This is a genomic window from Enterococcus sp. DIV0436a (assembly GCF_051711605.1).
Taxonomy (GTDB): domain Bacteria; phylum Bacillota; class Bacilli; order Lactobacillales; family Enterococcaceae; genus Enterococcus_B; species Enterococcus_B faecium.
Genome location: NZ_JBIONA010000001.1, coordinates 1,516,386 through 1,530,699, shown reverse-complemented (window position 1 = coordinate 1,530,699; position 14,314 = coordinate 1,516,386). Strand labels below are relative to the sequence as shown.

Genomic DNA, 14,314 nt, shown 5'->3' with positions numbered 1-14,314 from the left:
TAAGAAGATGAAAAAAGCATTACTTTTCATTTTGTCTTCAAGATCTGCTTTTTAACGAATTTTATAGAAAGAAGGCGAAACCATGTTTGAACGGAGTCCTTCAGAATTGACAGAACGTGAAAATTACAAGTTGCTGATTGGTTCAGTCATCCCTAGACCAGTAGCAGTAGTAACGACTAAATCAGCAAAAGATATAGTGAATATCGCACCCTTCAGTTACTTCAATATCGTCAGTTCGAATCCACCCATCTTATCCTTGGCGATCCAGAGAAAACAAGATGCAGTAAAAGACACAGCAAAGAATATTCTTGAGACAAGAGAAGCTGTTATCCATATCCTTGATGAGGACAACGTAGAAGAAGTAAATAAAACAGCAGCCAATCTGCCTAATGAGGAAAGCGAACTGTACCTGACTGACTTGACTTTAACTGATTCAGTAATCATTTCAGTACCAGCATTGACAGAAGCAAAAGTTCGTTTTGAAACATCCTTATATGAACATGTCGAGATACGGAATAAAAATAAAGTAACAGCTGATTTATTTTTGCTAGAAGTACAGAAATATCATTTAAATGAAACAGTCTATGATGATAAGACAGGAAGGATCGATCCAAGAAAATTGAATGCTGTAAGCCGTTTGGCAGGAAATGATTATGCAGCAATAGGAGAAATTTTCACGATTGCACGTCCCGAATAAAAAGGAGCACTAGTTATGTTAAAAATAAGCTATAAACCATCGACAGATTCAAAAGAAATGAAAAAAGAATATGAAACAGTGAATGATTTTCTGCAAGGGCAGTACTTAGAAGTTCCGCCATTGCAAGACCATTTTGTCGTTACTACTGTTACTTTAGATGGTAAGGAAATAGAAATGCCAGATCAAACGATTAGCGGATTGTTTAATTACTTTAACAAATAAACATTTATTCCGAAAAGTGAAAAAATATATAAAAAAACACATAAAACTAAAAAATTATCAAAGAATCCTGGTGCAACTGAAAGAATTTGCAACGGGATTCTTTCAACTTATTTGTTATTTTTTTCTAAAAAATATTAAAGATTGTTAAATTTCACTATTTCATTTCAAATTCCATTGCCTAATCATTAGGAAAAGTCTATCATGAACTCGTAAATAGAATATAGTAATAACCTTGTTAGGTGAGGCTCCTATACAAACATAGGCTGTTGCCCAGAAACGTCGAAAGTCGCCAATGGGTAAAACAGAAACTGTCGGATTAAGGCTTTTTCCAATAGCTAAGAATGTTTTCTTTACGTTGTATAGTGCTAAAACTCGGACGATGAGATGATGCTAGGTCAGAATTCTTGTTCGAAAAGGTTTCTGACCTTTTCTTTATATTTTTGTGACTGACTTATTTGATGAGACAAACTCGCTCCTCACCTGACAAGTGGATTGCTGTGTGAGGAGGAGATGCGGTGAAAAAAAGAAAAAAGATCGATTGGTGGATTTTGGGTCCTTATTTGACTTTGTCCATGATCGGTCTTTTAGAAGTATACAGTGCCAGTTCTTATCGTTTATTGCAAGCCGATGAAAATACAAAAAGTCTATTATTGCGTCAACTAATTTTCATATTTTTGAGTTGGAGCGTGATCTTCTTAGCTCGTTCAGTCAAACTACACTATTTACTTCACCCTAAAATAGCAGGATACGGTTTAGCCTTATCGATTTTCTTTTTAGTATTAGTAAGAATAGGGATATTCGGTGTCACTGTCAATGGCGCACAACGTTGGATCTCTCTGTTTGGCATTCAATTCCAGCCTTCTGAACTGGCAAATCTTTTTTTGATTTTTTATTTAAGCTGGTTTTTTCGTGACGGAAATAGTAGCCCAAAAGATCTAAAAAAACCATTCCTGATTACAGTAGGTATAACTTTTCTGATTTTATTCCAGCCAAAGATTGCTGGAGCATTGATGATCCTTTCGATTGCGTGGGTCATATTTTGGGCAGCGGCGGTTCCATTTAAAAAAGGGATCTATCTAATCGTTACTTTTTCTGCATTGCTGATTGGAGCAGCAGGCGGGGTATTATATTTAGGAAATAAAGGTTGGCTTCCACAGATGTTTAATCATGCTTATGAAAGGATCGCGACTTTAAGAGATCCTTTTATCGATAGTCATGGTGCGGGCTATCAAATGACCCATTCGTTTTATGCACTATATAATGGTGGCATATTTGGGCGGGGATTAGGAAATAGTATCACAAAAAAAGGGTATCTTCCAGAGACAGAAACAGATTTTATTTTTTCGATTATTACAGAAGAGCTTGGGCTAATCGGTGCATTGTGTGTGCTTTTCTTATTGTTCTCATTATGCATGAGAATCTTTTGTTTAAGCAGTCGCTGTAAAAATCAGCAAGCTGGATTGTTTCTTTTAGGATTCGGAACTTTGCTATTCGTTCAGACGATAATGAACGTGGGAAGTATCGCGGGGCTGATGCCAATGACTGGTGTGCCATTGCCATTTGTTAGCTACGGAGGAACAAGTTATCTGATCCTTTCTTTAGGAATCGGAATCACGTTGAATATTTCTTCAAAGATACAGGCCGAAGAGTTGCCGATCTATCGACCTGAAAAACAATAAAGAGAAACTGAGAAACTCTCAGTTTGAATTATCATAAAGTACAATCTTTTATTTTTCAAGCGAGAGGTTCTTTTAGAAAGAGGAATTCGCAATGAAAGTATCTCAAAAAATCATATTATCTATTTTGTTGCTGCTTACATTAGTAGTTGGCTATTTTTCGATTGAGTTTATCCATGGATTTTCGTCTGCAAAACAGAGTTCAACTGTGAAAAAGGTAGAGCCGAAAAGTGTCCCTACCACACTAAATGTGGCTTTGATTGGTTCAGATGCTCGTTCGAAAGACGAAAACGGTCGCTCGGATTCACTTCTGGTTGCACAATACAACCAGAAAACACAACAAGCAAAACTGATCTCTATCATGAGAGATTCATATGTCGATATTCCAGGTTACGGAATGAATAAGATAAATGCAGCTTACTCTTATGGGGGAGTTGATTTATTAAATCAAACATTAAAGGAAAATTTCAAATTTGAAGCTCCCTATTATGCAAGTATCACATTTCAAGATTTTATCGATTGCGTTAATGAACTGTTTCCTGGTGGAGTCAAGATCGATGCAGAAAAATCTCTAGATTTAGATGGCGTATATATAAACAAAGGAGAGCAAGTGATGGATGGTAATACTTTACTCCAGTATGCTCGATTTCGGGAAGACAAAGAAGGAGACTTCGGGAGGATCAGAAGGCAGCAGCAAGTGATCAAAGCTATCTCTCAGCAGCTGAAAGACGTAACTTCAATATTCAAGCTACCCAAAGCGGTTGGGAAATTACTTGGTAGTATCCAAACGAGCCTTCCAGAAAGTGTGCTTCTGGATTGTGGTATGGATTTCCTCAAAGACAATAATAAAAAGATCGATACATTATCCGTACCAGTAGACGGCAGTTGGGACTTCAACGACAATACGCCTTCCGGAAGTGTTCTGGAATTAGATTTGACCAAAAACCAAGAAGCAATCAAAAAATTTCTGAATAATTAAGTAAAGAAAATAAAAGAAGTTAGAAATAACAATCTATGTTATGTTCTGACTTCTTTTATTATGTTAGAATAAACAGGGATAAATAGTGAAAATAAAGGAATGACAAGCAAGAGAAGGAGGAAAAAATGAAAAGAAGTGACAAGCACGGCAAAAATCGAACAGGCGCTTATATTGCCGGCGCAGTGATCTTAATAGCAGCTGCGGGTGGCGGTTATTTTTACTACCAGCACTATCAAGAAGACCAAGCAGTAGAAGCTGGAGAAAAGACGGTTGAGCAATTTGTCCAAGCTTTGAACAAAGGAGATTATAACAAAGCTGCAGAAATGGCATCAAAAAAGGCGGCAAATAAAAGTGCATTATCTGAAAAAGAGATCTTAGAGAAATACCAGAATATATACGGTGCTGCTGATGTCAAAGGACTTCAGATATCGAATCTAAAAGTAGATAAAAAAGACGATTCTACTTATAGCTTCTCATATAAAGCAAAGATGAATACCTCATTAGGTGAATTGAAAGATCTTTCTTATAAAGGAACATTAGACAGAAATGATGGTCAAACCACGATCAACTGGCAACCCAACTTGGTTTTTCCAGAAATGGAAGGAAATGACAAAGTAAGCCTGACCACACAAGAAGCAGCAAGAGGGAATATTATAGATCGAAATGGTGAACCATTAGCAACAACAGGCAAACTAAAACAATTAGGAGTCGTTCCAAGTAAACTTGGAGATGGAGACGAAAAAACAGCCAATATCAAAGCGATTGCTTCCTCCTTCGACTTAACAGAAGATGCTATCAATCAGGCGATTTCACAAAGCTGGGTACAACCCGATTACTTTGTCCCATTGAAAATCATTGATGGAGCAACGCCAGAACTTCCAGCTGGAGCTACCATTCAAGAAGTAGACGGCAGATATTATCCTTTGGGTGAAGCAGCTGCTCAGCTGATTGGTTACGTGGGAGATATCACAGCAGAAGATATTGATAAGAATCCAGAATTAAGCAGTAATGGAAAAATCGGTCGCTCAGGTTTGGAGATGGCTTTTGATAAGGATCTTCGTGGGATAACAGGTGGGAAATTAAGCATTACAGATGCAGACGGTGTAGAGAAAAAAGTTCTGATCGAACATGAAGTTCAAAATGGCAAAGATATCAAATTGACAATCGATGCGAAGGCACAAAAAACAGCTTTTGACAGTCTAGGAGGAAAAGCTGGATCAACTGTTGCGACAACGCCAAAAACCGGTGATCTTCTTGCGCTTGCTAGCTCTCCAAGCTATGATCCAAACAAAATGACAAACGGGATCTCACAAGAAGATTACAAAGCTTATGAAGAAAATCCTGAACAGCCATTCATCAGCCGATTTGCGACAGGTTATGCTCCTGGATCTACGTTTAAAATGATTACAGCAGCAATCGGTCTCGACAACGGCACTATCGATCCAAATGAAGTGTTGACGATCAACGGGCTTAAATGGCAAAAAGACAGTTCTTGGGGATCTTATCAAGTAACGCGTGTCAGTGATGTATCACAAGTAGACTTAAAAACTGCTTTGATCTATTCCGATAATATATATATGGCACAAGAAACGTTGAAAATGGGTGAGAAAAAATTTCGTACAGGCTTAGATAAATTCATTTTTGGTGAAGACCTTGATTTGCCAATTAGTATGAATCCAGCACAAATTTCTAATGAAGATAGCTTTAACTCAGATATCTTGCTAGCTGATACTGGATATGGACAGGGCGAACTTCTAATTAATCCTATCCAGCAAGCAGCAATGTATTCTGTTTTTGCCAACAATGGCACACTTGTCTATCCTAAATTGATTGCAGATAAAGAGACAAAAGATAAGAAGAATGTCATCGGCGAAACAGCAGTACAAACGATCGTGCCAGATCTGAGAGAAGTTGTGCAAGATGTAAATGGTACAGCACATTCTCTTTCTGCTTTAGGGATTCCGTTGGCAGCGAAAACTGGTACAGCGGAAATCAAAGAAAAACAGGATGAAAAGGGGAAAGAGAACAGTTTCTTGTTTGCTTTCAATCCTGATAACCAAGGTTATATGATGGTCAGCATGTTGGAAAATAAAGAAGATGATGATTCAGCAACCAAACGAGCACCGGAACTATTGCAATACCTCAACCAAAATTATCAATAAAAAATTGCTTTTTAAGTACAGTAAAAGGACTGTGGCGTTATCGTCACAGTCCTTTTTTCAAATAAACGGTTTTCACGATGTCTCTTTCACAACTTCTTTTTGATTTACTCACACTTCATAAACTTTTTTTGTAAAATATTTGAGAACAAGTGGAGAAATAAGTGTACTTAATAAAATCACGATAACTAAAGGTGAATAGTACTGTGGTTCGATCAATTGACTTTGCTGTCCAATTTGTAAAATGATCAAAGCCATTTCTCCACGCGAAATCATACCAGCACCGACCATCAATGAACTATGTTGAGAAAAACCGGCAATCTGAGCACCAAAATACCCTCCAAGCAATTTGGTCAAAATCGCTACAAGCGTCAATATAGAAATAAAGAGTAGTTGTTCACTAAAGTCAGAAAAATCAACTTCTAATCCTACACTGACAAAAAATACTGGTATAAATACTGCATATCCTAAAGCCTCTACATTGTGGTATACTTCTTCTTTAACCTTTGTCTGACTGACAGCTATCCCTGCAAAAAAAGCACCAATGACAGAGCTAAGCCCAACAAGATCCGCTACGTAAGACATTCCTAAACAAATAACTAGCGATACGATGATAATAGAAGAATTTGCGTACACTTTTTCTGCAAATGAAAGTAGGAAAGGCGCAATCCATTTGACTAATAAGAAAATAAAAACAAAATAAATTAGCTGTTCAATCAAAACAAGCGGTAAAGAAGCATTGCTAGAAGCTTCCCCCGTTAGAAAAGATAGGCTGAAACTTAGAACTAAAACGACTAAAATGTCATCTACCACAGAAGCACCCAAAATTGTTGATCCTTCTTTTGTATTCACTACGTTTAGTTCTTTTAATACTTCTACTGAAATACTGACAGAAGTTGCCGCAAAAATAATCCCAAAGAAAATCGCTTCATTTCCCGAAACTTGGAATGCTTCGCCTGTCAACCAGCCAAAAACAACCGGGAAGATGATCCCAAGCAAAGCAACGAACATACCAGGTCGGAAATATTTTTTCAAAAGAGATAAATCACTTTCCAGACCAGCTAAAAACATTAATAAGATCACACCAATCTCCGAAAAGTCATGGACTAGAATATCAGGTTTGACCCAATTCAATCCAGCTTGGCCTAGCAAAACACCAACAAGTAATTGTCCAATCACTGCTGGGATACCTAATCTCCGCGAGATATGTGAGCCAATCGTTGTTGAAATCAATATCAGGCATAAAATACCAATAAATTCCATTCTCATCATTCCTTTGTATAAAATATAGTCCGAACTTAGCATAACATACATTATTGAAAAAATAGGAAAATATACTCACAAAAAAACCAACAATCCAAAAGATTTTTTTGGATTGTTGGTTTTTATACGGTCTATTTTAATAACTAAAAATGATTAACGTATAGTCATTTTTCTTATTCTGATGAAATTGATAATCTCCTGGATGCCCATGAAAATCAAAATAAAGCCGAATATTTGGAATAGAAGCATCAAACTTTTGAATGGATTGAACAATAAGACGAATCCGCCAATCAACAACAGAATACTATAAACACTCCAACTTTTAGCTTTTGTATTCATGCTGAAGAACAACTGGAACAAGCTGTTGATGATAACAGCTAATCCAAGAAGAATCGGCAGGATAGAAACGATTGCAGGTGCAAAAGCATAGACGATCAGAGCTAAGATCAGGAAAAAAAGACCACTGAACAGACCGATACTCCAAGAACCTGTTTTCCTTTTAAAACGGTAAGCCTCAAAAAGATTCAACAACCCAAGCAAAACAAGATAGGCGGTGATCAGATAACCGATAAAATGAAAAACAGCAGAAGGGTTTAGCACAATCGCAATCCCAGAAATAATATAAACAGCAGCTCTTAATAAGGCGTATTTTTGAATATTTTGTTTAATCGTCTCAAACATATAAGAAAACCTCCTTTGACTTATTTTAACGTGAACTAGTCATTTTACCAAATTAAATGTTACAAAATGAGCGAAGGAGAAGAATATCTCTGGAAAAATCAACTTCTGAGGATCTTTTCCATTTTTTTGCCTTTTGCTAGCTCATCGATCATTTTATCTAAATAACGAATTTCTTTCATCAAGTTATCCTCGATGTCTTCTACTCGTACACCACAAACAACACCTGTAATCAAGGAACGTGAAGGATTGGGGACAGGGGCTTCCGCAAAAAATTGTTCGAAAGTCACTTGTTTTTGTAGTTGATATTCTAGTTCTGTTTGGGAATAACCCGTCAGCCAACAAATGATTTCATCTACTTCCTCTTTTATACGATCTTTTCTCTCCGCTTTTGCTACATACATAGGATAAACGCTTGCAAAACTTGTCGTAAAAATACGATTTTGCGCCATAATCAGTCACCTTTCTTTTTTTCAAATTATTTACTACTTATAGTATATAAGAAAAAGAGAAGAAAAAGCGATTATTCAAAAAAACAAAAAGGATTGTGACAAAATTCTTGTCACAATCCTTTTTTCCGAGTGAACGGTGTTGTCCTGTCAACTCCTCGGTCACAAGTCACAATATTCAACAAACATGAGAAACTGTTTATTAAATTGTTCCTTGTGACTCGGAGTGAAACGGCAGGCTTACAACCTCTATCTGTCTTTTGTATAATCTTCATCGCTCAAGTGCGCATCAAATAATCAAAGGCTCCTAAAGCTGCAGTAGCTCCTGAACCCATTGAAACAATGATTTGTTTGTATGGACTATCTGTACAATCACCAGCTGCGAAAACACCGGGGATATTCGTCGCGCCATTTTTCTCAGTCACTATTTCATTTCTTGGGTTCATTTCGATTGTTCCATCTAGCCAATCCGTGTTAGGAAGTAAACCGACTAAAATGAATACACCTGAAACAGCTAGAGTATGCAACTCTTTCGTATGTTGATCGATATAGGAGAGAGATTCGACCTGATTCGACCCGCTGATTTCTTTCGTCGCTGCATTTTTGATAACAGTGACATTCGCAAGAGAAACTAGTTTATCCTGTAAAACTTGATCTGCTTTTAATTCGGGTAAGAATTCTAGAATATAAACATGTTTTGCTAACCCAGCTAGATCAATCGCTGCTTCAACACCAGAATTACCACCACCGATTACAGCAATCTCTTTTCCTTTAAATAAAGGGCCGTCACAGTGTGGGCAATAAGCAATTCCTTTATTTTTAAACTCTTTTTCGCCTGGTACATTGATAGAACGCCAGTGCGCACCTGTCGCGATGATTGCGGTTTTTGCTTTAAGTGATATACCGTTAGCTAAGCCAATATTAATAAAATGTTGCTCTTTATTTAAGGAAACGGCCTGTTGATTCATCATAATGTCGATAGGGTAACTACGCACATGACTTTCTACTTGCTGCATCAATTTTGGACCTTCTGTGTAAGGGGTACCAATCATATTTTCAATCCCGAGTGTTTCAACGACTTGTCCGCCGAAAGAATCAGCGACAAGTCCTGTACGAATTCCTTTACGTGCTGCATAGATAGCTGCACTACTAGCTGCTGGTCCACCGCCAATCACTAATACATCATAAGGTTCTTTTTCAAACAACTCTTCTTCAATCAAAGGGCCAGTGATTTTTTCAACAATTTGTTCGATCGTCATGCGTCCGCTACTAAATTCTTCTCCATTTAAAAACACAGTTGGCACTGCCATGATTTTTTTATCATCGATTTCTTTTTGGAACATCCCACCTTCAATCATCGTATGAGTAATATTTGGATTTAATACAGCTAATATATTCAATGCCTGTACAACGTCGGGGCAATTATGACAAGTCAAGCTAACATAACTGTCAAAATGCAATGTTTGTGTTATTTTTTTGATTTTAAGACTCAAAGATTCACTGATTTTCGGTGCCCGTCCACTAATTTGTAACATAGCCAGTAAAAAAGAGGAAAATTCATGACCGAGGGGGATACCAGCAAAAACGATTCCACTTTCTTTGCCAACTGGATTGATAGAAAAACTAGGTGTTCGCATCGAATCTCTTTTTTCCCAAGAGATTTTAGGAGACATTTCTGCTATTTCCTTCGTAAATTCAGCTAGTTTTTGACTATTTTCACTAGTATCCAAACTAACAGAAAAAACAATAGGAGATTCAATCAGTGCTAAATATTGTTCGAGATTTTGTTTAGTTTCTTTGTCTAACATATCCACCACCTAAATCTTTCCAACAAGATCAAAACTTGGTTTCAATGTTTCGCCACTTTCTTTCCATTTTGCCGGACAAACTTCACCTGGGTGGGTACGTACATATTGAGCAGCGCGAATCTTATCAATCAGTGCACTAGCGTCACGACCGATTCCATCTGCATTGATTTCCATAGCTTGAACGATTCCGTCTGGATCAATAATAAATGTTCCTCGCTGAGCTAATCCTTGCTCTTCATCCAAAACATCAAAAATACGAGAAATCTGATGAGACGGATCACCGATCATCACGTATTCGATTTTACCGATAGCATCTGATGTATCATGCCATGCTTTGTGAGTAAAGTGGGTATCGGTAGAGCAAGAAAAGACTTCAACACCTAAAGATTTCAATGTACTGTATTGTTCTTGTAAGTCTTCTAATTCAGTAGGACAAACAAAAGTAAAATCAGCTGGATAGAAGCAAAGAATACTCCAGTTCCCCATAAGATCTTTTTCACTAACTTCTAAAAATTCTCCTTGATGATAAGCATGTGCATTAAATTCTTCGATTTTTTTCCCAATCAATGACATAGTAAAACCTCCAATAATAATTATTTATTTATAATTATTGTAATTTAGTTGGAGTTGCAAAGTCAATGGATATTTTGTTATTTAATAAAGATTACTCAAAAACGAAGGTTAATTATAAAAATAGAAGAGGTCGCAAGAAAATGCTACTGCTGGAAATACTCGGGATAACGTTGAGTAACAGTTTTCTGTTCTTTCAGCATCATGTGTAAGTGCAATCCCGTTTGAAATCGAGCTTCTTCTGGTTTTTTATCAACTAAAGCCTTGAGTAAATCATAATGTTGTTCCATGATCGTTTCCCATGGAAGCCCCTGAATGGTCACTCGTAACCAGCGGAAACGTTCTAAATGGGTATTATGGTCATCTAACCAGTTCCAAACTTCTTTTCTTCCTGCAATTTCGAAACAAGCTTCATGAAATAAATTATCTGCACGGAAAAAAGCGCGTTCGTCATTTATTTTGACTGCTTTTTCTTGTTCTTCTAAAATCGTTTCTAGCACTATTCGTGTTTGTGTGTCCAATTTGGAACAACATTCAATCATGATTTGCTCTTCCAACTGTTCTCGGACAAAGCGAGCATTTTCTGCAGAAACAAGATTAATTTTTGAAACATACGTACCACTTTGAGGTATCGTATACACGAGTTCTTGCTGACGTAGTTGAATCAATGCTTCGCGAATGGGAGTCCGGCCGATAGCAAGATGTTCCTCCAGTGCCTTTTCAGATATTTTCCTTCCAGGTTCTAAGTCAGCATAGATAATTTGTTTACGAATCGCTTGATAAGCTTGAGATTGCAAGCTGCTTTTCATTTTTATACCTCCAAAATCAGTTCTATGAACGTAGTATAACAGAAGAGGTCTGAAAAATAATCTGATATGTCACATTAACTAGGAAATTTGTATAAATAGTAAAATTTTGGTTGACATAGCGATTTTTATTGCATAAAATTCACTTGAATACAAAAAAACTAATATGTTAGTTTAGGAGGGGAAAAATGATTGCTTTAAACAACTGGAGGAACTTTATTCCTGAATTATCTCAAAAAGAAGTAGAAATACCTCATTTTGACCGTGCATCATTAAGAGAAAATGGACAAAAAAATCCTGTCTGGATCCATTTCGGTGGCGGAAATCTTTATCGAGGATTTCATGCAGAAATCGCTCAACGTTTAGCGGATCTAGGCGAATTGTCCACTGGTGTCATTGTTTGTGAAACATTCGATGAAGAAATAATTGAAAGGGCTTACCAAAATTTTGATGATTTGATTCTTGAAGTGGTCATGCCAAGCAGTGGAGAGTTCGTCAAACGTATATTAGCTGCGACAGCTGACAGTCTGTATTGTCATCCAGATTGTTCTGAACACTTTGATAAGATGATTCGACACTTTGAAAATCCTAGTTTACAATTAGTTACTTTTGCTATTACTGAAAAAGGTTATCGATTGAAAGATACAAATAATAAATATATAGGACCGATTGCAGTCGATATAAAAAATGGTCCAAAGAAGCCATCACATACAATGAGTATTCTTGCTGCGCTACTTTATAAACGTTTTTTATCTGGAGCTTGGCCGATTGCACTTGTCTCTACAGATAATTTTTCACAAAACGGTAGTCAATTACGTACTTCTTTGCTAACGATCGCAAAAGAATGGCAAAAGGAAGGTTATGTACAAAATACATTTATCCAATACTTATCGAATGAAGAAATTGTTGCGTTTCCATGGACGATGATTGATCGTATCACCCCGAATCCTTCCTTGTCAGTTAGCAAAATGTTGGCAAAAGAGGGCTTTTCAAATATGTCGATTTTCCAAACCGCAAAAGGAAATAATATTGCTCCATTTGTCAATACAGAGGACATCCATTATTTAATCATGGAAGATCATTTTCCCAATGGACGTCCGAAATTCGAAAAAGCTGGGGTATTCTTGACTGATCGTGCAACGGTAGATAAAGCAGATACGATAAAGGTGACGACTTGCCTTAATCCTTTGCATACGTCTTTAGCTATTATGGGTTGTTTACTGGGGTATAGGAGCATAGCTGAGGAGATGAAAGATCCAGATTTATCGCTGCTAGTTTCTGAAATCGGGTACAATGAAGGCCTCCCAGTTGTGGAGTCTCCAGGTATCATTGATCCAAAGATCTTTCTGGAAGAAGTAATTACTGTGCGCTTTTCTAATCCAAATATTCCTGATATGCCTCAGCGAATCGCCACGGATACCTCTCAAAAGGTGGCGATTCGTTATGGTGAGACGATTAAAAAATATATGGAAATAGAAGTTAAAGACCCGCAGACACTTGTATTCATACCATTGACTCTCGCTGCTTGGCTTCGATACCTTATTGGCATTGATGATCAAGGAAAACCATTCATCCCGAGTGCAGACCCACTATTGACAGACCTTCAGCATAAGCTTTCCGATATTCAACTGGGTACGCAAGATACATCACATATTCATGAGAAAATGGCTCCTATTTTGTCAAATAAAGAAATTTTTGGTGTAGATCTTTACCAAGCAGAGCTTGGCAGAAAAATAGAAGAAATGTTCATCAAGATGGTAGCAGGACCAAATGCCGTACGAAAAACATTACAGGATTACTTACAAGAACATGGAGGAAATTTATCATGGAAATGACTTTTAGATGGTACGGATCACAAGAAGAAAAGATTACCTTAGATGAAATCAGACAGATTCCTGCGGTCAAAGGGATTGTAGGCACATTGATGGATATACCAGTAGGAGAGGTATGGCCTAGGGAGAGGATCAAAGAACTAAAAGAAGAAATTGAGTCTCGTGGGTTAAAACTAAAAGTAATTGAAAGCGTCAATGTGCATGATGCCATTAAAATTGGATTACCTTCCCGTGAGCAGTATATCGAAAACTATAAGCAGACAATCCGAAACTTGGCAGAATATGGAATAGAAGTCATCTGCTATAATTTTATGCCTGTATTTGACTGGGTGAAATCTGACCTTGACTACCGCTTAGAAGACGGCTCATCCACGTTAGCTTTTATATCTGATGATATTCCAGATGATCCAAGAGAAATCGTCGCGCGCATCGAACATTCCAGCAATGAATTTGAATTGCCGGGATGGGAACCTGAGCGCTTAGCTCATATCAAATCCTTGCTTGAAGCTTATGCATCAGTAGACGAAGAAAAACTTCGAGAAAATTTTGCCTATTTTCTCCAATCAATCATCCCAACATGTGAAGAGGTAGGGGTCAAAATGGCTGTACATCCAGATGATCCGCCATACTCGATTTTTGGATTACCTCGAATCGTAAAGAATCGAGAAGATTTAGATTGGTTGTGCCGCATAGTAGACAGCCCTTATAACGGAATCACTCTTTGTACAGGGAGTATTGCAGAAGATCCAGAAAATGATGTATATGGGATTTTAGCAGAATTTTGCCAAAGAGATCGAATCCCATTTGCACATGTTCGAAATATTAAATTTTTAGCTAATCGAGATTTCTATGAGGCACCGCATAAATCCGAATACGGTTCATTAGACATGTACCGCATACTAAAAACAATGTATGACAACGGATTTAACGGATACATCCGTCCTGACCATGGAAGAATGATCTGGAATGAGACAGGAAGACCAGGATACGGCTTATATGATCGAGCATTAGGTGCTGTTTATCTAAATGGATTATGGGAAGCAATCGAAAAAGGAAACAAAAGTAAAGATAATTAGTGAAAAAAACTGTAATTTTATTATGTAAACAAGAAGGATGTTCAAATTCTTGATACATAAATCCGGAGGTTGTTAATAAGCATTCGGATTTATGTATCT

The 14,314-nt window shown here is 37.2% G+C and carries 13 protein-coding genes and 1 riboswitch; of the genes, 7 read left to right on the top strand and 6 right to left on the bottom strand.

The features are described 5' to 3' along the window. Window positions 1–82 precede the first annotated feature (82 nt). The 5 genes from IGL15_RS07415 (at window position 83) to pbp4 (ending at window position 5,736) form a co-directional block, all read left to right on the top strand. Window positions 83–697, top strand: a complete 615-nt coding sequence (locus tag IGL15_RS07415; protein ID WP_002297470.1) for a flavin reductase family protein — start codon at window positions 83–85, stop codon at window positions 695–697. 15 nt (window positions 698–712) lie between these two features. Next, complete coding sequence (locus IGL15_RS07410; RefSeq protein WP_002287763.1) at window positions 713–919, top strand: hypothetical protein; 207 nt, start codon at window positions 713–715, stop codon at window positions 917–919. Between the two features lie 224 nt (window positions 920–1,143). Beyond that, window positions 1,144–1,310: riboswitch (M-box (ykoK) riboswitch) on the top strand. A 124-nt stretch (window positions 1,311–1,434) separates the two neighbouring features. After that, entirely contained in the window at window positions 1,435–2,598 is a 1,164-nt protein-coding gene (locus IGL15_RS07405; protein ID WP_104765509.1) for an FtsW/RodA/SpoVE family cell cycle protein, read from the top strand. Window positions 2,599–2,689: 91 nt separating this feature from the next. Then, complete coding sequence (locus IGL15_RS07400; RefSeq protein ID WP_104765510.1) at window positions 2,690–3,574, top strand: LCP family protein; 885 nt, start codon at window positions 2,690–2,692, stop codon at window positions 3,572–3,574. A gap of 125 nt (window positions 3,575–3,699) precedes the next feature. After that, window positions 3,700–5,736, top strand: coding sequence for a penicillin-binding protein PBP4(5) (gene pbp4, locus IGL15_RS07395; RefSeq protein ID WP_104765511.1), 2,037 nt, complete (start codon window positions 3,700–3,702; stop codon window positions 5,734–5,736). Window positions 5,737–5,844: 108 nt separating this feature from the next. Here the strand turns inward: pbp4 and IGL15_RS07390 are convergent, their stop codons facing one another. The 6 genes from IGL15_RS07390 to IGL15_RS07365 form a co-directional block, all read right to left on the bottom strand. Continuing rightward, entirely contained in the window at window positions 5,845–6,996 is a 1,152-nt protein-coding gene (locus IGL15_RS07390) for a cation:proton antiporter (protein WP_104765512.1), read from the bottom strand. A gap of 153 nt (window positions 6,997–7,149) precedes the next feature. Further along, window positions 7,150–7,677: a DUF308 domain-containing protein gene (locus IGL15_RS07385; RefSeq protein ID WP_002324862.1), complete on the bottom strand. Its 528-nt coding sequence runs from the start codon at window positions 7,675–7,677 to the stop codon at window positions 7,150–7,152. 98 nt (window positions 7,678–7,775) lie between these two features. Next, a complete protein-coding gene (locus IGL15_RS07380; protein ID WP_002288180.1) occupies window positions 7,776–8,126 on the bottom strand; it encodes a DUF2200 domain-containing protein in 351 nt (116 codons plus the stop codon). Between the two features lie 275 nt (window positions 8,127–8,401). After that, entirely contained in the window at window positions 8,402–9,931 is a 1,530-nt protein-coding gene (ahpF, locus tag IGL15_RS07375; RefSeq protein WP_104765513.1) for an alkyl hydroperoxide reductase subunit F, read from the bottom strand. Window positions 9,932–9,940: 9 nt separating this feature from the next. After that, the gene (ahpC, locus tag IGL15_RS07370; RefSeq protein WP_002288178.1) at window positions 9,941–10,504 is read right to left on the bottom strand and encodes an alkyl hydroperoxide reductase subunit C; all 564 of its coding nucleotides are present in this window, start codon (window positions 10,502–10,504) and stop codon (window positions 9,941–9,943) included. 143 nt (window positions 10,505–10,647) lie between these two features. Beyond that, on the bottom strand, window positions 10,648–11,310 hold the full coding sequence (locus tag IGL15_RS07365; protein WP_047929387.1) for a GntR family transcriptional regulator: 663 nt from the start codon (window positions 11,308–11,310) through the stop codon (window positions 10,648–10,650). A gap of 185 nt (window positions 11,311–11,495) precedes the next feature. On the opposite strand from IGL15_RS07365, the gene IGL15_RS07360 reads away from it, so the two are divergent. Both IGL15_RS07360 and uxuA read left to right on the top strand, forming a co-directional pair. Then, the gene (locus tag IGL15_RS07360) at window positions 11,496–13,142 is read left to right on the top strand and encodes a mannitol dehydrogenase family protein (protein ID WP_104765514.1); all 1,647 of its coding nucleotides are present in this window, start codon (window positions 11,496–11,498) and stop codon (window positions 13,140–13,142) included. After that, complete coding sequence (uxuA, locus tag IGL15_RS07355; protein ID WP_047929388.1) at window positions 13,133–14,215, top strand: mannonate dehydratase; 1,083 nt, start codon at window positions 13,133–13,135, stop codon at window positions 14,213–14,215. The genes IGL15_RS07360 and uxuA overlap by 10 nt, the downstream gene beginning before the upstream one ends. Window positions 14,216–14,314: the final 99 nt, after the last annotated feature.

Coding starts and splice junctions, on each gene's coding strand:
- IGL15_RS07415 (WP_002297470.1), top strand. CDS start 83: ATGTTTGAACGGAGTCCTTCAGAATTGACAGAACGTGAAAATTACAAG.
- IGL15_RS07410 (WP_002287763.1), top strand. CDS start 713: ATGTTAAAAATAAGCTATAAACCATCGACAGATTCAAAAGAAATGAAA.
- IGL15_RS07400 (WP_104765510.1), top strand. CDS start 2,690: ATGAAAGTATCTCAAAAAATCATATTATCTATTTTGTTGCTGCTTACA.
- pbp4 (WP_104765511.1), top strand. CDS start 3,700: ATGAAAAGAAGTGACAAGCACGGCAAAAATCGAACAGGCGCTTATATT.
- IGL15_RS07390 (WP_104765512.1), bottom strand. CDS start 6,996: ATGGAATTTATTGGTATTTTATGCCTGATATTGATTTCAACAACGATT.
- IGL15_RS07385 (WP_002324862.1), bottom strand. CDS start 7,677: ATGTTTGAGACGATTAAACAAAATATTCAAAAATACGCCTTATTAAGA.
- IGL15_RS07380 (WP_002288180.1), bottom strand. CDS start 8,126: ATGGCGCAAAATCGTATTTTTACGACAAGTTTTGCAAGCGTTTATCCT.
- ahpF (WP_104765513.1), bottom strand. CDS start 9,931: ATGTTAGACAAAGAAACTAAACAAAATCTCGAACAATATTTAGCACTG.
- ahpC (WP_002288178.1), bottom strand. CDS start 10,504: ATGTCATTGATTGGGAAAAAAATCGAAGAATTTAATGCACATGCTTAT.
- IGL15_RS07365 (WP_047929387.1), bottom strand. CDS start 11,310: ATGAAAAGCAGCTTGCAATCTCAAGCTTATCAAGCGATTCGTAAACAA.
- IGL15_RS07360 (WP_104765514.1), top strand. CDS start 11,496: ATGATTGCTTTAAACAACTGGAGGAACTTTATTCCTGAATTATCTCAA.
- uxuA (WP_047929388.1), top strand. CDS start 13,133: ATGGAAATGACTTTTAGATGGTACGGATCACAAGAAGAAAAGATTACC.